The 21,062-nt window shown below is 68.9% G+C and carries 20 protein-coding genes and 2 tRNA genes; 11 read left to right on the top strand and 11 right to left on the bottom strand.

Annotated features, from left to right (window positions below; all coding sequences use genetic code 11):
- Positions 1 to 131 precede the first annotated feature (131 nt).
- From KTN05_RS00895 to purL, 3 genes are all read left to right on the top strand, one after another.
- Positions 132 to 1,031 (top strand): LysR family transcriptional regulator, encoded by a 900-nt coding sequence (locus tag KTN05_RS00895; RefSeq protein WP_217327477.1) that lies wholly within the window; start codon positions 132 to 134, stop codon positions 1,029 to 1,031.
- Positions 1,032 to 1,331: 300 nt separating this feature from the next.
- Positions 1,332 to 2,081 (top strand): hypothetical protein, encoded by a 750-nt coding sequence (locus KTN05_RS00890; RefSeq protein ID WP_217327476.1) that lies wholly within the window; start codon positions 1,332 to 1,334, stop codon positions 2,079 to 2,081.
- A 102-nt stretch (positions 2,082 to 2,183) separates the two neighbouring features.
- Positions 2,184 to 4,364, top strand: a complete 2,181-nt coding sequence (gene purL, locus KTN05_RS00885) for a phosphoribosylformylglycinamidine synthase subunit PurL (RefSeq protein ID WP_217327475.1) — start codon at positions 2,184 to 2,186, stop codon at positions 4,362 to 4,364.
- A 115-nt stretch (positions 4,365 to 4,479) separates the two neighbouring features.
- Here purL and KTN05_RS00880 read toward each other — a convergent pair whose 3' ends face one another.
- From KTN05_RS00880 to gmk, 3 genes are read right to left on the bottom strand one after another with little or no spacing between them, the layout of a single operon-like run.
- On the bottom strand, positions 4,480 to 5,583 hold the full coding sequence (locus KTN05_RS00880) for a cell wall metabolism sensor histidine kinase WalK (RefSeq protein ID WP_217327474.1): 1,104 nt from the start codon (positions 5,581 to 5,583) through the stop codon (positions 4,480 to 4,482).
- An 18-nt stretch (positions 5,584 to 5,601) separates the two neighbouring features.
- Positions 5,602 to 6,123: a gamma carbonic anhydrase family protein gene (locus KTN05_RS00875; protein WP_217327473.1), complete on the bottom strand. Its 522-nt coding sequence runs from the start codon at positions 6,121 to 6,123 to the stop codon at positions 5,602 to 5,604.
- Positions 6,120 to 6,752: a guanylate kinase gene (gene gmk / locus KTN05_RS00870; protein WP_217327472.1), complete on the bottom strand. Its 633-nt coding sequence runs from the start codon at positions 6,750 to 6,752 to the stop codon at positions 6,120 to 6,122. Before gmk ends, KTN05_RS00875 begins: the two co-directional genes overlap by 4 nt.
- A 194-nt stretch (positions 6,753 to 6,946) precedes the next feature.
- On the opposite strand from gmk, the gene KTN05_RS00865 reads away from it, so the two are divergent.
- The gene (locus tag KTN05_RS00865; protein ID WP_217327471.1) at positions 6,947 to 7,702 is read left to right on the top strand and encodes a PAS domain-containing protein; all 756 of its coding nucleotides are present in this window, start codon (positions 6,947 to 6,949) and stop codon (positions 7,700 to 7,702) included.
- Between the two features lie 78 nt (positions 7,703 to 7,780).
- Here KTN05_RS00865 and KTN05_RS00860 read toward each other — a convergent pair whose 3' ends face one another.
- Complete coding sequence (locus tag KTN05_RS00860) at positions 7,781 to 9,196, bottom strand: class II 3-deoxy-7-phosphoheptulonate synthase (protein ID WP_217327470.1); 1,416 nt, start codon at positions 9,194 to 9,196, stop codon at positions 7,781 to 7,783.
- A gap of 172 nt (positions 9,197 to 9,368) precedes the next feature.
- Here KTN05_RS00860 and KTN05_RS00855 point away from each other — a divergent pair, with 172 nt between their 5' ends.
- The 5 genes from KTN05_RS00855 (at position 9,369) to KTN05_RS00835 (ending at position 14,715) form a co-directional block, all read left to right on the top strand.
- The gene (locus KTN05_RS00855; protein ID WP_217327469.1) at positions 9,369 to 10,553 is read left to right on the top strand and encodes an ABC transporter substrate-binding protein; all 1,185 of its coding nucleotides are present in this window, start codon (positions 9,369 to 9,371) and stop codon (positions 10,551 to 10,553) included.
- Between the two features lie 118 nt (positions 10,554 to 10,671).
- Positions 10,672 to 11,454: an ABC transporter ATP-binding protein gene (locus KTN05_RS00850; protein ID WP_217327468.1), complete on the top strand. Its 783-nt coding sequence runs from the start codon at positions 10,672 to 10,674 to the stop codon at positions 11,452 to 11,454.
- Complete coding sequence (locus KTN05_RS00845) at positions 11,451 to 12,281, top strand: ABC transporter ATP-binding protein (RefSeq protein ID WP_217327467.1); 831 nt, start codon at positions 11,451 to 11,453, stop codon at positions 12,279 to 12,281. The genes KTN05_RS00850 and KTN05_RS00845 overlap by 4 nt, the downstream gene beginning before the upstream one ends.
- A gap of 75 nt (positions 12,282 to 12,356) precedes the next feature.
- A complete protein-coding gene (locus KTN05_RS00840; protein ID WP_217327466.1) occupies positions 12,357 to 13,364 on the top strand; it encodes a branched-chain amino acid ABC transporter permease in 1,008 nt (335 codons plus the stop codon).
- Positions 13,365 to 13,374: 10 nt separating this feature from the next.
- Positions 13,375 to 14,715 carry a branched-chain amino acid ABC transporter permease gene (locus KTN05_RS00835; RefSeq protein ID WP_217327465.1) on the top strand — a complete coding sequence of 447 codons (1,341 nt, stop codon included), beginning with the start codon at positions 13,375 to 13,377 and terminating at the stop codon, positions 14,713 to 14,715.
- Positions 14,716 to 14,718: 3 nt separating this feature from the next.
- Here the strand turns inward: KTN05_RS00835 and purN are convergent, their stop codons facing one another.
- Both purN and purM read right to left on the bottom strand, forming a co-directional pair.
- Positions 14,719 to 15,306 (bottom strand): phosphoribosylglycinamide formyltransferase, encoded by a 588-nt coding sequence (gene purN / locus KTN05_RS00830; protein WP_217327464.1) that lies wholly within the window; start codon positions 15,304 to 15,306, stop codon positions 14,719 to 14,721.
- Entirely contained in the window at positions 15,303 to 16,334 is a 1,032-nt protein-coding gene (gene purM, locus KTN05_RS00825; protein ID WP_217327463.1) for a phosphoribosylformylglycinamidine cyclo-ligase, read from the bottom strand. Before purM ends, purN begins: the two co-directional genes overlap by 4 nt.
- Before the next feature lie 105 nt (positions 16,335 to 16,439).
- Here purM and KTN05_RS00820 point away from each other — a divergent pair.
- Positions 16,440 to 16,515 (top strand) — tRNA-Ile (locus KTN05_RS00820).
- 41 nt (positions 16,516 to 16,556) lie between these two features.
- On the opposite strand, the gene KTN05_RS00815 is transcribed toward KTN05_RS00820, so the two are convergent.
- Positions 16,557 to 17,432 carry a hypothetical protein gene (locus KTN05_RS00815; RefSeq protein WP_217327462.1) on the bottom strand — a complete coding sequence of 292 codons (876 nt, stop codon included), beginning with the start codon at positions 17,430 to 17,432 and terminating at the stop codon, positions 16,557 to 16,559.
- A gap of 120 nt (positions 17,433 to 17,552) precedes the next feature.
- On the opposite strand from KTN05_RS00815, the gene KTN05_RS00810 reads away from it, so the two are divergent.
- Positions 17,553 to 17,628, top strand: a tRNA-Thr gene (locus KTN05_RS00810).
- A gap of 126 nt (positions 17,629 to 17,754) precedes the next feature.
- Here the strand turns inward: KTN05_RS00810 and KTN05_RS00805 are convergent.
- From KTN05_RS00805 to KTN05_RS00790, 4 genes are all read right to left on the bottom strand, one after another.
- On the bottom strand, positions 17,755 to 18,366 hold the full coding sequence (locus KTN05_RS00805; protein ID WP_217327596.1) for an outer membrane protein: 612 nt from the start codon (positions 18,364 to 18,366) through the stop codon (positions 17,755 to 17,757).
- 176 nt (positions 18,367 to 18,542) lie between these two features.
- The gene (locus KTN05_RS00800) at positions 18,543 to 19,490 is read right to left on the bottom strand and encodes a biotin-dependent carboxyltransferase family protein (RefSeq protein WP_217327461.1); all 948 of its coding nucleotides are present in this window, start codon (positions 19,488 to 19,490) and stop codon (positions 18,543 to 18,545) included.
- Positions 19,487 to 20,170: an allophanate hydrolase subunit 1 gene (locus KTN05_RS00795; protein ID WP_217327460.1), complete on the bottom strand. Its 684-nt coding sequence runs from the start codon at positions 20,168 to 20,170 to the stop codon at positions 19,487 to 19,489. Before KTN05_RS00795 ends, KTN05_RS00800 begins: the two co-directional genes overlap by 4 nt.
- Before the next feature lie 5 nt (positions 20,171 to 20,175).
- Entirely contained in the window at positions 20,176 to 20,940 is a 765-nt protein-coding gene (locus KTN05_RS00790; protein ID WP_217327459.1) for a LamB/YcsF family protein, read from the bottom strand.
- Positions 20,941 to 21,062 lie beyond the last annotated feature (122 nt).

Here is a 21,062-nt window from a genome sequence, read left to right as displayed (position 1 = left end):
CCCCAAAGCTGGACGGCTGACGATCATTATAGGTCAGAAACGTTGACCGATAAAGACCTTTGTAAAACCCCGGCGGATCAGTATGTGTTGCGCTAAACGCATAGCAGGGTTCACCCTATAGGGACGGTCGGATGAAGGATTGGGACAAGTTGCGCATCTTCCACGCGGTCGCGGACGCGGGCAGCCTGACCCATGCCGGCGACGTGCTGCACCTGTCGCAATCCGCCGTCAGCCGCCAGATCCGCGCGCTGGAGGAATCGCTCGGCACCACGCTGTTCCACCGCCATGCCCGCGGCCTGATCATGACCGAACCGGGCGAGATGCTGTTCGAGGCGACGCGCTCGATCGCGCGCAAGCTCGACACCACCTCCGCCCGCATCCGCGACAGTGAGGAGCATGTCTTCGGCGAACTGCGCGTCACCACGACGACCGGTTTCGGCACGATGTGGCTGGTGCCGCGCCTTGCCAAGCTGTTCACGCGCTATCCCGACCTCAAGATCGACCTCATGCTGGAAGAGCGGGTGCTGGACCTGCCCATGCGCGAGGCGGACGTCGCCATCCGCATGAAGGAGCCGTCGCAGGCCGACCTGATCCGGCGGCGGCTGCTGAACATCCGCATGCGGCTTTATGCCTCGCAGACCTATCTGGACCAGGCCGGCAGCCCGACCGAACTGACCGACCTCGCCCCCCACCGGCTGATCTGCCAGAGCCCGACCACGCCGCAGGTCAGTTCCGGCGCGGCGCTGGTGCAGATGCTGCTGGCGCAGAACGTCGCCTCGACGCTGATGGTGAACAACTACTTCGGCGTGCTGCAAGGCGTCATCAACCATGTCGGAATCGGGGTCCTGCCCGACTACCTGACCCACGATTTCCCCCATCTCGTCCGCGTCCTGCCGGAGATCGAGAGCAACGAGGTGCCGGTCTTCCTCGCCTTCCCCGAGGAGCTGCGCGGCTCGCGCCGCGTGTCGGCCTTCCGCGACTTCGTGCTTGAGGAAATCCAGCAGATGCGCCGCCCGGCCGAGGACGACTGACCCCGCGAACGGCGGAACTCCGCCGCCATTCGCCACACGCAATGCGGTTATGCTTCACCGGCGGCACCCGTGCCTTGCTTGTCGGCAGCCGGCGGCCTATCTCGATCATCGAAGTGACGGCGGCGCTTGCCGCTTCCCTTCACCTCCCTGTTGGACTTGAGCCGGGCTTCATCGCCCGGCTTTTTTTTGCGTGATGGGACGCATGCAGCGGTTTTCGATGTTGTGAACGCGCTGTTGCTGAAAACGCGGGCAAGTTGTGGCACGACCTGCCCCGGACATCTCAGGCAAGGGGGACGCGGCATGGCCGGACATCTGCATCTGATCGCAATCGCTGGCTGGGCGCTCACCGGCGGGTTCGCCTTTGCCCAAGGCTGCGGGGCGCTGCCCGGCGGCTGCGCAGCGGTGCTTGATGGCCGTCCTCCGGTGCGGATGGCGCAGGCGACGGTGCCGCAGGAGACCGCGCCCCACGCCCGTCCCGCGACGCGGCCGCGGCGTGCGATGGAAAACGCCCCTGCACTGTCCCCACCTGGCGACACCGCACCCGCCATGGCCGCGCCGGCAGAGGCGCTGCCCGCTCCCACCGCGAACCCACCGGCGGCGGCCGCGCCGCTGGTCCCCGCCCCGGTCACGACGACCACCCTTCCCGCTCCGGCGACCGAGCGCCGCCCTGCGCGGCGCGCCACGCCCCCCGCGCAGGCGGCGCCCGCCGCCCCGGCAGCGACGGTTCCCGTCGGCGCATGGTCGCTGCCTGTCCCTGCCGGCTGCCCGACCGGCAACATCCTGATCCCCGGCGACAACCGGCTGAGCGGCGAAGTCCGGGGCGACACGATCTGCCGGTTCTCGGTTCCCGCAAACACTTCGCGCATCACGCTGGTCGGTTCCTCGGGACCCGCCGACCTGCGGGTGCTGCTCTATGCCGATGTCTCGACCGATCTCGCGCCGGACGCACCCCTGGCGCTGACGCCCGGCCCGCAGGAGTTGCGCATCCAGCGGCGGCCCGACGCCCCGCGCAGCGCGCGGCCGTTCGACATGACGATCCGGCTGGACTGAGGCCCCCGGCCGCCGAAACCCCGGCGCGCCCCGTTGAACGGGCGCGCGCGGCGACCTACAAGGCCACCATCTCCCGCGCCCGAGAGCCTCGAAAGGACCGCCATGCAGGACCCCGTCATCACCCCTGACCTGATCGCGGCCCACGGGCTGAAGCCCGACGAATACCAGCGCATCCTCGATCTGCTGGGACGCGAGCCGAGCTTCACCGAACTCGGCATCTTCTCGGCCATGTGGAACGAGCACTGCTCCTACAAGTCGTCGAAGAAGTGGTTGCGCACGCTGCACACGACCGGCCCGCAGGTGATCTGCGGCCCCGGCGAGAACGCGGGCGTCGTGGATATCGGCGACGGGCTGGCCGTGGTCTTCAAGATGGAAAGCCACAACCATCCCAGCTACATCGAGCCGCATCAGGGCGCGGCAACCGGTGTGGGCGGCATCCTGCGCGACGTGTTCACCATGGGCGCGCGGCCCATCGCCGCGATGGATGCGCTGAGCTTCGGGCGCCCCGAGCATCCGCGCACGGCCCATCTGGTCAAGGGCGTGGTCGAGGGGATCGGCAGCTACGGCAACGCCTTCGGCGTCCCGAACGTGGGCGGCGAGGTCCGCTTCCACGCCGCCTATGACGGCAACTGCCTCGTCAACGCCTTCGCCGCGGGCCTCGCGCGGGCCGACCGCATCTTCTATTCCGCCGCGTCCGGCGTCGGCATGCCGGTCGTCTATCTGGGCGCCAAGACCGGCCGCGACGGCGTCGGCGGCGCGACGATGGCATCGGCCGAGTTCGACGACACCATCGAGGAAAAGCGCCCCACCGTGCAGGTCGGCGATCCTTTCACCGAGAAATGCCTGCTGGAAGCTTGCCTCGAACTGATGGAAACCGACGCCGTCATCTCGATCCAGGACATGGGCGCGGCGGGGCTGACCTGCTCGGCGGTCGAAATGGGCGACAAGGGCGGGCTCGGCATCCGGCTGGAGCTTGACCGCGTGCCGGTGCGCGAAACCGCCATGACCGCCTACGAGATGATGCTGTCCGAAAGCCAGGAACGGATGCTGATGGTCCTGCGCCCGGAAAAGGAGCAGGTGGCGCGCGAGATCTTCGAGAAATGGGATCTCGACTTCGCCATCGTCGGCGAGACGATCGCTGAGGACCGCTTCCTGATCCTGCACGGCAACGAGGTGAAGGCCGACCTGCCGCTCGCCGCGCTGTCGGGCAGCGCGCCGGAATATGATCGCCCTTGGGTGGAAACGCCCGCCGCCGAGCCCGCCCCGGCCTTGCCGGAAATCGCCCCCATCGCGGCGCTGCGGGCGCTGATCGGCTCGCCCAACCACGCCCACAAGGGCTGGGTCTGGCAGCAATACGACACGCAGGTCGGCGCCGACACGGTGCGCCGCCCCGGTCTGGGCGCCGGGGTCGTGCGCGTCCACGGCACCAACAAGGCGCTGGCCTTCACCAGCGACGTGACGCCGCGCTATGTTCGCGCCAACCCCCGGCAGGGCGGCCGGCAGGCGGTGGCCGAGGCGTGGCGCAACCTGATCGCCTGCGGGGCAACGCCCCTGGCGGCGACCGACAACCTGAACTTCGGCAACCCCGAGAAGCCCGAGATCATGGGCCAGCTCGTCGGCGCGATCAAAGGTATCGGCGAGGCCTGCCGCGCGCTCGACTTCCCCATCGTGTCAGGGAACGTCAGCCTCTACAACGAAACCGACGGCCAGCCGATCCTGCCCACGCCGACCATCGGCGGCGTCGGGCTGCTGGAGAATCTGGGCGACCTGATCGCCGGGCTGCCGCACCCGGGCGACCTCGCGCTGCTGATCGGTGAGACGCGCGGCCATCTGGACCAGTCGGCCCTCGCCTACGAGGCCTTCGGCATCGAGGCGGGCGACGCGCCGGAGGTCGATCTGGAGCTTGAGAAGCGCAACGGCCGGTTCATCCTGACGAACCGCGCCCGCATCCGCGCCTGCACGGACCTGTCGGATGGCGGCCTTACGCTGGCGGCCTTCGAACTGGCCGAAGCCGCGCGGATCGGCGTCACGCTGGACAGCGCCGATATCGGCCAGTTGTTCGGCGAGGATCAGGCCCGCTACCTGATCGCCACGAGCCCCGAGGATGCAGCGGCGCTGATGACGGCGGCGCAGGAGGCGGGCGTGCCGCTCGCCAATGTCGGCCGGTTCGAGGGCGACACCGTCAGCCTCGGCGACGATGCCGCGCCGTTGGCCGAACTCTCGGCGCTCTATCGGACGGCGTTCGCCGCAGCCATCCGGGGGGATATGCCGGACCACGCCTGACGGGCGGAGTCCTCCGCCGAACCGGGGAACGACACCCCGGTTCCGCCGCTGGAACGGGGATGCCGGTCAAGGCCGCGCTTCACGGGATCAGAACCGGCCCGCCGGAAAGCGCCGCCTAGCCCCGGCCCTTCCGCTCGGGCAGGATCACCGTGAAGCGGCTGCCCTGCCCCTTCTCGCTTTCGATCCGCAGCCGGCCACGATGGCGGTTGATGATGTGTTTGACGATAGCGAGCCCCAGCCCCGTGCCGCCCTTCTCGCGCGAGCGGTGGGTGTCCGCGCGGTAGAACCGTTCCGTCAGACGGGGCAGGTGCAGCGGGTCGATCCCCTCGCCCTCGTCCGCGACGGTGACGGCCCAGCCGGGGCCGCGCAGCACCGGCTCGTGGGGGACATGGGCAAGGCTCAGCCGGACCACCCCGCCGCTGCCGCCGTATTTGACCGCGTTCTCGATCAGGTTGTGGAACACCTGCAAGATCTGGTCGTTGTCGCCCGCGATGATCACCGGCTCCGTGGGCACCTTCTCCACATCCAGGCTCACGCCCGCATTGCGGGCGGCGGGGGCGAGCGTCGCCGCCACGCTGCGCACCATCCCGGAAAGATCCACGTCCTGCACCGGGCGGCGGCGCTCGTCCCCCTCGACCCGGCTCAGCGACAGCAGGTCGGCGACGAGGCGGTTCATCCGGTTCGCCTCGCGCTCCATGATGTCGAGGAAGCGGTCGCGGGCGGCGGGATCGTTGCGCGCCGGGCCGCGCAGCGTCTCGATGAAGCCCATCAGCGCGGTCAGCGGCGTGCGCAGCTCGTGGCTCACGTTGGCGACGAAATCGCGGCGCATCTGCTCGGCCTGTTCGACCCCGCTGCTGTCCTCGATGGCGATCGAGGCGCCGCGCGCGCCGTCGATCACCAGCGGCCCGACCGTGACGACGCAGGCCCGGTCGCGCCCCTGCGCGGACAGCGTGGCGCGCAGCTTCTGGATCGTCGGCCCCGGCGGCGGCAGGTCGGGATCGTCATGGGGCGGCGGGCCGGATTCGGGGTCCAGCACCCAGTCCAGCGCGTGGTTCACCGAAGGATGCCGGACGACCGTGACGAAGGGCCGGTCGGTCAGCGACGGCCCGAAGATCGCATTCGCCGCCTGGTTGGCCGCGATCACCCGCGAGCGGCGGTCCACCACCAGCATGGCCACCGGCACCGCGTCGGCCAGTTGACGCAGATGGCGGATTTCCATGTCGTCGTCGCCCTTCCGTCAGTCGATCCGGCGCAACCCGGCGCGGTATTGCCGCGCCCGTGTCCGATAGCCCTCGGCCGATTTCAGCAACCCGGCCTGCGCCTCATCGTCGAGCATCCGCACCACCTTGCCGGGCGCGCCCATCACCAGCGCCCCGGCGGGGATCTGCTTGCCTTCGGGGATCAGCGCCCCCGCGCCGATCAGCGCGCCCGGCCCGATCACCGCGCCGTTCAGCACGATCGCGCCCATCCCGATCAGCGCCCCGTCGCCGACGGTGCAGCCATGCAGGATCGCCCGGTGGCCCACGGTCACGTTCGCGCCGATGGTCAGCGGATGGCCCGGATCGACGTGGAAGACCGCATGATCCTGCACGTTGGACCCGGCGCCCACGCGGATATCGTCGCTGTCGCCGCGCAGCACGGCGCCCCACCAGACGCTGACCTCGTCCTCCAGCATCACCCGGCCCATCACCTGCGCGTCGGGCGCGACCCACACGCCATTGCCCAGCTTCGGCGCCACGCCGTCCAGTTCCCAGATCATGCCCGTTCCTCCTCCATCAGCGATTTCACGAACGCGCCGAGACCGCGCTGCCGGTCCCGCCGCAGCCGTTCGGCGGTCAGGATGGCGCGCAGGTTCCGCTCCGTCTCGTCCAGGTCGTTGTTGACCAGCACATAGTCGTATTCGGCCCAGTGGCTGATCTCGGCCCGGCTTTTCCACATCCGGTCCGCGATCACCTCCTCGCTGTCCTGGCCGCGGCCGCGCAGGCGGCGTTCCAGCTCTGCAAGGCTGGGCGGCAGGACGAAGATCGACACGACCTGCCCGCCGAGGGCCGAGGCGCGGATCTGCTGGCCGCCCTGCCAGTCCACGTCGAACAGCGTGTCGCGGCCTTCCGCGATCGCCTGCTCGACGGGCGCGCTGGGGCTGCCGTAGAGATTGTCGAACACCTCGGCATGTTCCAGCATCCGCCCCCGAGCCACCATCTCGCGGAAGCTGGCGTGGTCAGTGAAGTAGTAGTCGCGCCCCTCGACCTCGCCGGCGCGGGGCGCCCGTGTCGTGGCCGAGACCGAGAATTTCAGCGCCGGGTCCCACGCCATCAGCCGCCGCGCCAGCGTCGATTTCCCCGCGCCCGAGGGCGACGACAGGATGATGAGCAGGCCGATGCGGTCCATGAGGCGTCCTTCTCGCGGGTCCGATTGCGGGGACTGAATGGCCCAGCCCCCGCCCTTGGGCAAGCCCCGATGGCGCGGCGCCGCGGCTCATCGGCGCTTAACCATTCGTCAACAAATTGCCTTAGCAAGCCGCAACGATCGCGCTAGTCTGGCGTTGGTGGGAAAGGCCCGCCCCGGCCCTTGTGGAACCACATATGCCCGATGATCGAAGCGACAGCCAGACGCCCGGCAAGGATACGGCCAGCCCGGTGATCCGTATCGCGGGGCGCGGCCCGGTGCAGCCCGCACAGGTGCTGGCGCATCTGCGCGGCTACTGGGACAGCATCCGTCACGGGCGCGCGGTTCCGACGCGGGCCGACGTGCAGCCCGCCGGCATCCGCGAGGGGCTGGACTTCGCCTTCATCCTTGAACGCATCGCACCGGGCGCCGCCCGCTTCCGGCTGGCCGGGCGGCACCTGGTGGACCTGATGGGGATGGAGGTGCGGGGGATGCCGCTCTGCTCGGTCCTGAACGCGGGCTCGCGCGGGCGGCTGTCGGACGTGCTGGACACCGTCTTCAAGGGTCCGCAGATCGCCGAGCTGACGCTGCTCTCCCTTCCCGGCTACGGGCGGCCCGAGCTTCACGGTCACATGCTCATCCTGCCGCTGCGCTCGGATCTGGGGGATGTCACGCGGGCGCTGGGGTGCCTCGTCACCGCCGGAGAGATCGGCCGCGGTCCGCGCCGCTTCGACATCGTGGCGGACAAGGTCGAGCCGGTGATCGCCGGGGCGCGGGTGCTGACGCCGCAGCCCTCGGATCACGAACTGGCCGAATCGCAGGAACTATGGCGGGCGTCCGATCCGTTCATCGGGCGGACCCGCGCGTCGGTCACGCCCGCGCCTGACCTGCCGCCCACGCCCGAAGAACGGCGGGCGCTGTTCCGCGTGATTCCGTCCGATCCGTCCGGCTGATCGGCGCTTCAACGGGACGATCCGCGCAAGCAAAAGGCGCGGCCTTTCAGCCGCGCCCAAAGTTCGCGCGTCGGACGGTCAACCCGCCTGACGCAGCCCGTTCTGGCCGTTGGTGCGGCGGGTGCGCAGCTCCTCGGCCACCAGGAACGCCAGTTCCAGCGACTGGCTGGCGTTCAGGCGCGGATCGCAAGCGGTGTGATAGCGCGATTGCAGATCCTCGTCCGTCACCGCCCGGACACCGCCGGTGCATTCGGTCACGTCGCTGCCGGTCATCTCGAAATGGACGCCGCCGGGCACCGTGCCTTCGGCCTGATGGACCTTGAAGAACTCGCAGACCTCGCGCAGCACCGAATCGAAGGGCCGGGTCTTGTAGCCCGAGGCCGACTTGATCGTGTTGCCGTGCATCGGATCGCAGGACCAGACGACGTTCGCGCCTTCCTCCTGCACGGCGCGGATCAGGCGCGGCAGGTGGTCGCCGACGCTGCCGGCCCCGAAGCGGGCGATCAGCGTCAGCCGGCCCGGCTCGTTCTGCGGGTTCAGCGTGGCGATCAGCGTCTTGAGGTCCGAGGTCGAGATCGTCGGCCCGCATTTCAGCCCCAGCGGGTTCTGGACGCCGCGGCAGAATTCCATATGGGCGCCGTCGATCTGGCGGGTGCGGTCCCCGATCCAGATCATGTGGCCCGAGCCGGCGATCGGCAGGCCGGTGGTGGTATCGATCCGGGCCAGCGCCTCCTCGTATTCCAGCAGCAGCGCCTCGTGGCTGGTGTAGAACTCCACCGTGCCAAGTTCATGCGCCGTCTCGGCGGTCACACCGGCGGCCTGCATGAACGCCATCGCGTCGCTGATCCGGTCCGCGATGTCGCGGTAGCGCGCCGCCTCGGGGCCGTCGGTGAAATCCGCGATCCAGCTCTGCACCCGGTGGATGTCGGCAAAACCGCCGGTCGAAAATGCCCGCAGCAGGTTCAGCGAGGCTGCGGCCTGCGTGTAGGCCTGCAGCATCCGCTGCGGGTCGGGCACGCGCGAGGCGGCGGTGAAGTCGAAGCCGTTGATGATGTCGCCGCGATAGCTGGGCAGTTCCACCCCGTCCACGATCTCGGTCGGGGCGCTGCGGGGCTTGGCGAACTGACCGGCCATCCGGCCGACCTTGACCACCGGAAGCTGCGCGCCCCAGGTCAGGACGACCGCCATCTGCAGCATCACCTTGAAGGTGTCGCGGATGTTGTCGGCCGAGAACTGGGCGAAGCTTTCGGCGCAGTCGCCCCCCTGAAGCAGGAACGCCTTGCCGGCGGCGACGTTCGCCAGCTCGGCCTTGAGGCGGCGGGCCTCGCCGGCGAAGACCAGCGGGGGATACTGGCGCAGCTGCGCCTCGACCGCGCTCAGCGCCTGCGGGTCGGTGTATTCGGGCATCTGGATGCGCGGAAACCGGCGCCATCCGGCCCGGTCCCAAGCGGGGGCAGTGGTGGCAGGCTGGGGTATGGCGTTGCTCTGGGCCATGTCGGTCCTCCGAAGTTCGCAATGTTATAGGCATTGCGGGCAGCAAACAAAACCCTTGCGTTCGCCACGTCCGTGACGCCCCGTCCGACCGCTTTCATGACGCTTTTCTTTTGGAAACGCCGCCTCTACCGTGACGTCAAGGACGAATGTCCGTCTGACAGGGAGAGAGAGAATGAAGAAGTTTTTCCTGGCCACCGCCGCGGTGGCCGCGCTGACCGCCGGCGCCTCGGCGCAGGATGTCAAGATCGGCATTTCCATGGGCTATACCGGACCGCTGGAATCGATGGCGCCGGACATCACCAACGGCGCCGAACTGGCCATCAAGGAGGTCAACGACTCGGGCAACCTCCTGGACGGGGCGAACGTCACCAGCGTGCAGGGCGACAACACCTGCGCCGACGCCGCCGCCTCGGTCGCCACGGTCGAGCGGCTGGTCACCTCCGAGCGGGTGAACGGGATCATGGGCGGCATGTGCTCGGGCGAGACGATCGCCAGCCTCGAACGCGTGGCGGTGCCGAACGGGATGGTGATGATCTCGCCCTCGGCCACCTCGCCCGCGCTGAGCGACATCGAGGATCAGGGCTATTTCTTCCGCACCTCGCCGTCAGACGCGCGGCAGGGCGAGGTCATGACCGACATCATGATGTCGCGCGGCGTGGACAACGCGGCCGTGACCTACACCAACAACGACTACGGCAAGGGTCTGGCCGAGGCGTTCAAACGCTTCTACGAGGAAGCGGGCGGCACCGTCACGATCATGGCCGCGCATGACGACGGCAAGGCCGACTATTCGGCCGAGGTCGCGGCGCTGGCCGCCGCCGGGGGCGATGCGCTGGTCGTGGCGGGCTATGTCGATCAGGGCGGATCGGGCATCGTGCGCGGCGCGCTGGATTCGGGCGCGTTCGATACCTTCGTGTTCCCGGACGGGATGATCAGCCAGGCGCTGGTGGACCGCTTCGGCACCGAACTGTCGAGCTCGTTCGGGCAGAACCCCTCGGCCGAGGGCGAGGGGCGCGAGACCTTCGTGGCGAATGCCGAGGCGGCGGGCTTCGACGGCAACGCCGCCTTCGCTGCCGAGGCTTATGACGCGACCGCGCTGATGCTGCTGGCGATGCAGGCCGCAAAGTCCTCGGATCCCAAGGTCTACAAGGATCAGGTGATGAACGTCGCCAACGCGCCGGGCGAGCCGATCATGCCGGGCGAGCTTGGCAAGGCGCTCGAACTTCTCGCGGCGGGCACCGACATCGACTATGTCGGCGCGACCTCGGTCGAGCTGGTCGGCCCCGGCGAAAGCGCCGGCATCTACCGCGAGGTCGATTTCCCGGACGGCACCATCAACGTCGTCAAGATCCACTGATCGCTGCGCCCCTGCGCCGTCCGTACGGGGCGGCGCAGGGGCTACGTCCTGAAACGCACGCCGGACCAACACGGCGGCATGGACTTCGCGGGCTGAAACGCGAAGCGCAGGGGGAAACATGATAGAGGTCCAGGACCTGCACCGGCATTTCGGCGGGTTTCGCGCCGTGGATGGTGCCAGCCTGACGATCGAGACCGGCTCGATCACCGGCCTGATCGGCCCCAACGGGGCCGGCAAGTCCACGCTGTTCAACGTCATCGCGGGTGTGCTGCCCCCCACTTCGGGGCGCGTCATCATGGACGGCGAGGACATCACCGGCCTGCCGCCGCACGAGCTGTTCCACAAGGGGCTGCTGCGGACCTTCCAGATGGCGCACGAATTCGGCTCGCTCTCCGTCCGCGAGAACCTGATGATGGTTCCGGCGGGCCAGTCGGGCGAGACGCTGTGGAAGACGTGGCTCGGCCGCGCCCGCATCCGCGGCGAGGAAGTCGCCCTGCGCAGGCGCGCCGACGAGGTGCTGGAGTTCCTGACCATCAGCCACGTCGCCGACGAGAAGGCGGGCAACCTCTCCGGCGGGCAGAAGAAGCTGCTCGAACTCGGCCGCTGCATGATGGTCGAGGCGAAGGTGGTGTTCCTCGACGAGGTCGGCGCGGGCGTGAACCGCAGCCTGCTGGGCACCATCGGCGACGCCATCGTCCGCCTGAACCGCGAGCGCGGCTATACCTTCTGCGTGATCGAGCACGACATGGATTTCATCGGCAAGCTTTGCGATCCCGTCATCGTCATGGCCGAAGGCAAGGTGCTGGCCAAAGGTCCCGCCGCCCACATCATGGAGAACGAGGCGGTGATCGAGGCCTATCTGGGCCGCGGCCTGAAGAACAAGGACATGGTTCAGGCATGAGCGACACGGATCACGGCTTCGGCAATCGCGGCAACCGTGACGCATCGGTGGTCAACCCCAAGGGGCGCGGCACGGTTGACGGCACCCGCCGCAGCGGCGCGGTGCAACCCGGCTCGGGCGCGGCGCCCTTCCTTGCCGCCACGGCCCTGCGCGGCGGTTACGGCAAGGCCGACATCCTGCATGGCTGCACGATCACCGTCGATCGCGGCCAGATCGCGGTGATCGTCGGCCCGAACGGCGCGGGCAAGTCCACCGCCATGAAGGCGATCTTCGGGATGCTGGACCTGCGCGAAGGCGCGGTGCAACTGGACGGGAACGACATCTCGGCGCTGAACCCGCAGGACCGGGTGCGGGCCGGGATGGGCTTCGTGCCGCAGGTCGCCAACGTCTTCCCCTCGATGACGGTCGAGGAGAACCTTCAGATGGGCGCCTATATCCGCGAGGATGATTTCCGCCAGACGATGGATCAGGTCTATACGCTGTTCCCCGCGGTCGCACAGAAGCGCAAGCAGGCGGCGGGCGAACTGTCCGGCGGCCAGCGCCAGCAGGTCGCCGTTGGCCGGGCGCTGATGACCCAGCCCAAGCTGCTGATGCTGGACGAGCCGACCGCCGGCGTCTCGCCCATCGTCATGGACGAGCTGTTCGACCGCATCATCGAGATCGCCCGCAGCGGCATCTCCATCCTGATGGTCGAGCAGAACGCCCGCCAGGCGCTGGAGATCGCCGATATCGGCTATGTGCTGGTGCAGGGCACCAACCGCTACACCGACACCGGCGCCGCGCTGCTGGCGAACCCCGAGGTGCGCCGCACCTTCCTGGGGGGCTGACCCGATGCCCGCCGTTTCCATTCCGAACGCCGCGCGCCGCCGCGCCACGGTCCCGCCGGCCCAGGAGATCCGCTGATGGATATCGCCAACGCGCTGGTCGCGATCCTCAACTTCGTTGTCATCCCCGCCGCCGCCTATGGCAGCCAGCTTGCGCTGGGGGCGCTGGGGGTGACGCTGATCTACGGCATCCTGCGGTTCTCGAACTTCGCCCATGGCGACACGATGGCCTTCGGCACCGCGATGGTGATCCTGCTGACCTGGGCATTGCAGGCGATGGGCGTCAGCCTGGGCCCGATCCCGACGGCGCTGCTGGCGCTGCCCTTCGGCATCGCCCTGACCGCCGCGCTGGTGCTGATGACAGACCGCTGGGTCTATCGCCATTACCGCCGCGTCCGGGCCGATCCGATCGTGCTGGTGATGGCCTCTGTCGGCGTCATGTTCGTGATGAACGGCCTGACCCGCCTCGTGATCGGGGTCGAGGAGATCCGCTTCGACGATGGCGCGCGCTTCATCATCTCGGTCCAGCAGTTCAAGGCATGGAGCGGGCTGGCCGAGGGGCTGTCGTTCCGCACCACGCAAGCCATCACGCTGATCGTCGCGGCGCTGTCCTGCTGGGCGCTGTTCCGGTTCCTGAACCGCACCCGGTCCGGCAAGGCGATGCGGGCCTATTCCGACAACGAGGATCTGGCGCTGCTGTCCGGCATCGACCCGGAGCGGGTGGTTCGGATGACGTGGATCATCGCGACGGCGCTGGCGGTGATGGCCGGCACGCTTTACGGGCTCGACAAGTCGTTCAAGGCCTTCAACTACTTCCAGATCCTGCTGCCGATCTTCGCCGCCGCCATCGTCGGCGGCCTCGGCAGTCCGACCGGGGCGGTCGCGGGCGGCTTCATCATCGCCTTTTCCGAGGTGGCCGTCACCTACCCCTGGAAGAAGATCGCCGGCTATCTGTTTCCCACATGGCAGCCTGACGGGCTGCTGCAGCTTCTGTCCACCGAATACAAGTTCGCGGTCAGCTTCGTGATCCTGATCGTGGTGCTGCTGTTCCGGCCCACCGGCCTTTTCCGCGGCAAGTCAGTCTGAGGAGACAGCGATGTCCGGCTCTCGTCAATCCGCCGCCGCAAACCCCTGGCGCGCACCTGCCCTGCTGGCCGTGCTGGTCGTGCTGTTCGTGCTGGAAGGCAGCCTGTCCAACGCGCTGTTCTCGGGCAGCTGGAACAGCGCGCTCGGCATTCTCAACATGGGGCTATTGTCGGCGATCATGGCGCTGGGGGTAAACATCACCTGGGGCTATGGCGGGCTGTTCAACGCCGGGGTGGTCGGGTTCCTCGCGCTGGGCGGCCTCGCCCCGGTGCTGATCTCGACGGCGCCGGTTCCCGGCGCGTGGGATGCGGGCGGCGTCCGCGTCGTGCTGGCGCTGGTCGTCGGGCTGCTGACGCTGGTGCTCGCGACGATCGTGGCCCGGCGTGTGCCCCGCGCGTGGAAGTTCTGGGCCGCCTTCGCGGTCGTCGGCGTGGGCTTCGTCATCTACCGTTTCCTGTTCGACCCTGCCGTCATCGCGATCGAGGCGAACAACCCCGCCAAGGCCGGCAATATCGGCGGGCTCGGCTGGCCGGTGCTGCTCAGCTGGCCGGTGGGCGGGCTGCTGGCCGCTGCGGCGGCATGGGGCGTCGGCAAGGTCGCGCTGGGGCTGCGCTCGGACTACCTCGCCATCGCCACGCTCGGGATCGGAGAGATCATCGTCGCCGTGATGCGCAACGAGGGCTGGCTGGCGCGCGGCGTCCTCAACATGAGCGGCATCCCGCGTCCGGTGCCCTATGAGCTGGAGCTTCAGGCCGACCCTGCGTTTCAGGCCCGCGTGGCCGGCTGGGGAATGGATCTGGCGACGGCCTCCGGCATCTGGGTCAAGCTCAGCTATGCGGCGCTGTTCATCGTCATCGTTCTGGCGCTGATCGCGCTGTCGGAACTCGCGCAGCGCTCCCCCTGGGGGCGGATGATGCGCGCCATCCGCGACAACGAGGTTGCGGCTGAAGCCATGGGCAAGAACGTGACCCGCCGGCATCTGCAGGTCTTCGTGATCGGCGCGGCGGTGATCGGCCTTGCGGGCGCGATGATGGTGACGCTGGACGGGCTGTTGAACCCCGCCGGCTACAACCCGCTGCGCTACACCTTCCTCGTCTGGGTCATGGTGATCGTCGGCGGGTCCGGCAACAACTGGGGCGCGGTGCTGGGTGCGGTGCTGATCTGGTATCTGTGGATCAAGGCCGAGATCTGGGGCCCCGCAATGATGGCCGTCATCACCGCGCCGATGGAGGCGGGGGCGCTGAAATCTCACCTGATGGGCAGCGCCCCGCATATGCGCTTCATCGCGATGGGGCTGGTCCTGCTGCTGGTGCTGCGCTTCGCGCCGCGCGGCCTGGTGCCCGAGAAGTAGCGCCTAGAGGTCGATCCGCCCCGCCTGCCCCGCCGCAAAGCGGCGCAGCACGGCGGGGTAGAGCCGGTGTTCCGCCGTCAGCACCCGCGCGGCAAGGGCATCCGGCGTGTCGCCCGCCAGCACGGGCACCCGCGCCTGTCCCAGGACGGGGCCATCGTCCAGCACCGGCGTCACCAGATGCACGGTGCAGCCCGCCTCGGCATCGCCCGCCTCCAGCGCGCGGGCATGGGTGTGCAGCCCCGGATATTTCGGCAGCAGCGAGGGGTGGATGTTCAGCATCTGCCCCTGGAACCGCTCCACGAAGCCGGGCGTCAGGATACGCATGAACCCGGCAAGGCACAGGATGTCCGGCCGCGCGTCCAGAAGCGGCCCGAGCAGCGCCGCCTCGAACGCCGCGCGGTCACCCCTAAAGCCCCGGTGATCCACGGCGGCGGTCGGAACGCCCATCGCCTCGGCCTTCGCCAGCCCGGCGGCGAAGGGATCGTTCGAAGCGATCAGCACCGGCCGCGCCGGGTGATCCCCGGTCATGCTTTCGACGAGGCGGATCATGTTCGACCCGCCCCCCGAGATCAGGATGGCGACCCGCTTCACCGAAGCTGGCCGCGATAATCCACTCCCTCGCCGGGTGCGACATGCCCCAGCCGCACCACGGATTCGCCCTGCTCCACCAGCAGCGTCTCGACCACCTCGGCGGCGTCGGCGGCGACCACCAGCACCATGCCGATGCCGCTGTTGAAGGTCTTGAGCATCTCCGTCTGCGTGATCCCGCCAGCTTCCGCCAGCCACGCGAAGGCCGGCGGCAGCGTCCAGGCATCCAGGTCCACCTGCGCCCCCAGCCCTTCGGGCAGCACGCGCGGCAGGTTTTCGGTCAACCCGCCGCCGGTGATATGGGCCGCGGCATGGACGCAGCCCGCGCGGATCGCCTGAAGCACCGGGCGGACATAGAGCCGGGTCGGCGTCAGCAGCGCCTCGCCCAGCGTGCCTTCGCCGAAGGGGCTGGCGTCGTTCCAGCCCAGCCCCGCCGCCTCGGCCACCTTGCGGACCAGCGAAAACCCGTTGGAATGCACCCCGTCCGAGCGCAGCCCCAGCAGCACGTCGCCATCCGCGACGCCGCGCGGCAGCTCCGTCCCGCGCTGCATCGCGCCGACCGCGAAGCCCGCGAGATCGAAGTCGCCTGCCGCATACATGCCCGGCATTTCGGCCGTCTCGCCGCCGATCAGCGCGCAGCCGGACAACCGGCAGCCCTCGGCGATCCCCTCGATCACGCGAGCGGCCTCGTCCACGCTCAACTTGCCGGTGGCGAAGTAGTCGAGGAAGAACAGCGGCTCGGCCCCCTGGCAGACCAGATCGTTGACGCACATCGCCACGAGGTCGATGCCCACCCTGTCCACGATGCCGGTGTCGATCGCGATCCGCAGCTTGGTGCCGACGCCATCGGTCGCGGCGACCAGCACCGGATCGTCGTAGCCCGCCGCGCGGGGATCGAACAGCGCGCCGAAGCCGCCCAGCCCCGCCATCACGCCCGGCCGCTTCGTGGCCGCCGCCGCCGGCCCGATCCTGTCCACAAGCGCATTGCCCGCGTCGATGTCCACGCCCGCGTCGCGATAGCTGATGCTCATGAAATCCCCACTGACCCGGTTTTCGCTGCCTTAGGACAGTTTGACTTGACCCGCAAACCCACATTTGCGACAGCCGCAACACCGGACCCGAAACGACCGGCGGCCGGGCCTGTAGCTCAATGGTCAGAGCAGGGCGCTCATAACGCCTTGGTTGGGGGTTCGAGTCCCTCCGGGCCTACCACCTCCCTCGATGCCGCGGCGCAAAGCCGCTTGAGCCTTCGCTCAGGGGGCGATGAACTCGACCCCCGGAAGGGCCGCGATTTCGGCCACGTCCTCGTCATAGGCGGCGGTCATCCGGTCCACGCGGTCCTGCGTCCAGCCGGGCAGGATGATCGTCGTCTCGATCGCGTCGCGCCGGGCGTGGCGTTCGAGCGTCTGCGAGAAGATGTCGCGGCGGGAATCGATCGTCAGCCGCGGCGCGGCCTTCAGCGCGGCGCGCAGCTCGGTCATGCCGTCGTCGGTCAGCACGTCGGCCAGCGCCGCCAGCCCGGCCCGCAGCGGCACGTCCGCCGGGATGGTGGAGAGGCGGCGCAGCACCTCGGGCCAGATCAGCGGCGAATCCTCATGGCACCACAGCACCAGCCGCCGCCGGCCGATGGATTGCAGGATCTGGCGGATCGCCGGGGCCCACCGCATCGATTCGGGATCGCGCCCCGCCATCAGCTGACCGGCGCGGCCGGGATCGATCTTGTCCAGCATGAAGGGGATCAGCGTCGCGGGATTGCGCAGCGCCATGAAGAACTCGGCGTCGGCACCGGGAAAGAGGTTCGCGGCGGCCACCATCTTGGGACCGGCGGCGGCGAAGAAGCCCGGCTCGGCCAGGCAGCGGGCCGGAACCCCGATCAGCGCCGGCTGCGAGATGATGATGCGCTGCGGATCGTCGCTGTCGAGGATGGAATCGAGCAGCACCTCCTCCATCTCCGGGGTCGCCGCCCCGCCGGACAGGGCCGCGAGCGCCTCCTCGAACAGGCCGCGATGGCGCGAGGGGGGGATCGGCTCGACCCCGTTCTCGAGCAGCCAGCCGCGATTGTCCATCAGCGCGCGGATCGTGCGCTCGGGCTCGGTTCCGTGAACGCCCAGGTAGAATGCCGCCTTCATCGTCCGTCCTTGTTCTCAGGCCCCGTGGCCGGCGCGGCGCACACTAACCGCAACGCCGCCACAGTCAAACGCAGGGACATGTTGCGCGGGCGGGCGGCGCGCGCTAGGCATCACGTCACGGCCGGTTTAGCTCAGCTGGTAGAGCAGCTGATTTGTAATCAGAAGGTCGCGGGTTCGATTCCTGCAACCGGCACCAATATTTTCGAAATAAGGTCCCGACGCTGCGCCAGGCCAATAAGGCTGCGTTCATCCGCTCGACGGGAGGCCAGAAAAAAGGCGCCGCAGATGCGGCGCCTTTCCTTGTTCAAGCCTAGAGAGAGGCTCAGAACTTGTACGAAGCGTTGATGCTGAACGTGTCGGCTTCGATGTCGAAATCGGTGCCAGCCTCCGAGAACTCGAAGTCGTTGCGCATCCACTCGGCGCCGACCAGGAAGCGCGGCGAGACGGCGAATTTCACGCCGACGCCATAGCCGAAGCCGGTTTCGCTGTCGCTGAAGCCGTTGAAGTCAACGTCGAGATGCGAGACGGCGATGGTCGCGTAGGGCAGGATCCGACCTGCGTCGTAACCCGCGAGAAGCTTGGCGCGGATCAGGTCGCCATCGCCGTCGATGGTCGAGTTGTCCACCTCGAGGTCGTCGAGCTTGTCATAGGACAGCTCGGCACCGCCGACGAAGCGGCCGAAGTCGCGCAGGTAGCCGGCGTGCACGCCAAAGTGCTTGCCATCGTAGTCATCGACGCCTTCGATCTCGCCGTCAACCTTGCCGATCTGCGCACCAGCGTAGAAGCCGGTCCAGTCCAGCGTCGGCGTGACCGGAGCCACGACGATCGGCGCGGCCGGTTCGGCTTCGACGACGGGGGCGACATAGCCGCCCGCAGCGGCGATGGTCGCGGTGCCGGCCAGAGCGGCGGCGGCGAGGAAGGAAGTTCTGATCATGGAAATCACTCCGTTTTCGTTGATGGAGTGGACATAGGCTCGCCTTCCGCGTTTGTCCCGTGGCCGCCCGGCTTCTCGCTTCGTTCCTGTGGCAATTATGTTACATACGCTGATGAAGGTAAGCCAATTTCCGCCAGATCCGGGCAAATCCCGCCTACTTCATCGGTCCTGCCTCGTCAGCGCCTCTTGGAAAGCGTCGCCAGCCATGCCTCGCGCTGCCGCGCATGGAGCCGGGCGATGCGGACCGCCGACTCGGGCGAGACCGCGTCGAAGGCGATCCGGCTGCGCGGCCGAAGCTGCACCGTGCGGTCCAGATCGGCGGCGACGACCGTCGCGATCTTGGGGTAGCCGCCGGTGGTCTGGTGGTCGCGCAGCAGCAGCGTGGCGACCCCGTCGCCCGCGACCTGGATGGAGCCCGCGACGATCGGCTCGGACGGGATCGACAGCGCGTCGCGCATCGGCAGCGTCGGGCCGCGCAGGCGCACACCCATGCGGTCATAGGAATCCGAAAGCTGGTGCGCGCCGTAAAGCAGCGCGGTGATCGCCTCGGGTTGCAGATGATGGTGCTGCGGGCCCAGCACGATGCGGGCATGGCCGGTCGGCCGGGCGAAGACGGGGCACGGAAAGCTGCGCTCGCGCGCAGGTTCGATCCGGCTGTCTTCGACGGTGATCTCGGCCCCCGTCGCCAGCAGGCCGCCGCCGAAGCCCGAGGTCGTGTGCGTGGCCGTGTGTCCCAGCCAGACGGGCGCCTGCACCTCTCCGGCGAGGGCGAGATAGGTCCAGCTTCCCCAGTGGCCGCGCCGGATCTGCAGCGTCTCGCCCGCGCGGAGCGTTCGGGCTTCCCACACGCTGGCGCGGGTTCCGGCGTGGTCCATCACGAAGCCGCCGCCCGCCACCGCGAAGGTGACGCCGCCCTCCAGACACTCGACGGTGAGACCGGCGGGAGAGACCTCGATGGCGGTCGCCTCCGCCGGGTTGCCGATGGCAAGGTTCGCGGCGGCGTGGGCAGTGCGGTCCATCGGCCCCGACTCGGGAACCCCGAAGCGCATCAGGCCGAGGCGGCCGCCGTCCTGATACGAGACATGCGGTCCGGCGAAGGTCACGCGAAGGCGGGTGGTGGTCATGCGTTCTCCGCCGATTTGCGTTCGTATTCCTCGCGCGAGATGCGGCGCATCCGCACGTGATCGCCCACGTCAAAAAGGAACGGTCGGTCCTCGTCGCCAGTCAGGATCCGGGTGGGCGAGCGGCCGATCACCCACCAGCCGGCGGGCATCAGCAGCGTGGTGACGATGCATTGCGGCCCGGCGATGATGACGCTGCCCGCCGGAACGCCCCGGATCGCCGCCGGCTTGCGCGGCAGCTGGATCGCGGCGGGGGTGCCCGACATGTAGGCATAGCCGGGGGTGAAGCCATACATCCGCACCGTGTAGTCGCCGCCCAGATGCGCGGCGATCACGTCATCGACGCTGATCCCCTTGGCCTCGGCCACGGCGGACAGGTCGGGGCCCAGATCGGGATCGTAGCAGATCTCGACCTCGCGCAGGCCGCCCGTCCGGCCCTCGGGCGCGGGGCGGGCGAGGCAGGCGCGGACCGCCGCCTCGATCTCGCGGTGGTCGGTGACGATGGGGTCGAAATCCACCAGCAGGTTGACCATCCCCGGCACCACCTCCCGCAGGCCGGGCGGCGGCGAGGCGGCCAGGGCGCGGTCCAGCGCGACTACCCGGTCGCTGGTCGCGTCGTCGATGGTCTCGCCCAGTTCCACCAGAAGGGCGTGTTCGGCCACGGGCGCAAAGCGCAATGTCACGGGCGTCAGTCCTTCAGGAACGGGGCGATGGTGACGCCCGCCGCTTCCAGCCGCGTGCGCAGCTTCCGCGCGATCTCGACCGCGCCGGGCGTGTCGCTGTGCACGCAGATGGAATCGGCCGCAAGCTCGATCGGCTCGCCGTCCAGCACCGGCATCCGGCGGTCCTGCAGGAAGGTGATGAGCCGCTGCGCCACCGCCTCGACATCATGCAGCACCGCGCCCGGCTGGCTGCGCGGAACGAGTTGACCGCTGGGCAGATAGGCCCGGTCCGCGAAGATTTCCGAGAACACCTCCACACCGGCGTCCCGCGCGGCATGTTCCAGCGCCGTGCCGGAAATCGCGAGAATGGAAAGGCCGCGATCCACCCCGCGCACCGCCCCGGCGATGGCTTGGGCGACGTCCGCATCGGCGGCGGCAAGATTCCCCAGCGCCCCGTGCGGCTTGACGAAGCGCACCTTCGTCCCCGCCAGCGCCGCCAGCGCGGACAGCGCGCCCGTCTGCGCCGCGACCATGCGCCCGATCTCCTCGGGGCGCATCGGGATGACGCGCCGCCCGAACCCCTCGCGGTCGGGATAGCCGGGATGGGCACCCACGACGACGCCGCGTTCCTTCGCCAGTGTCAGGGTCGCGAACATCGTCTCGGGATCGCTGGCATGGCCGCCCGCCGCGACGTTCGCGCTGGAGACGAGCGACAGCATCGCCGCGTCGTCGCCCATCTTCCACGGGCCGAAACCTTCCCCGAGGTCCGAGTTCAGGTCGATCTGGGTCATGTCGCCTCCTCCACTGGAGGCCATATTTCACCACGACCGGCCCGAGGTCCACACGAGACGCGCAGCCTGCGGGCGGGGCGTTGCGAAGACGCAGCACTCCGGCCGTCAGATCACCGGAGCCC

The sequence above is a fragment of the Paracoccus sp. Z118 genome (assembly GCF_019061185.1).
In the GTDB taxonomy this organism is placed as follows: domain Bacteria; phylum Pseudomonadota; class Alphaproteobacteria; order Rhodobacterales; family Rhodobacteraceae; genus Paracoccus.
The sequence above is the reverse complement of the archived record's forward strand: the minus strand, read 5'-3'. Positions and strand labels throughout refer to the sequence as shown.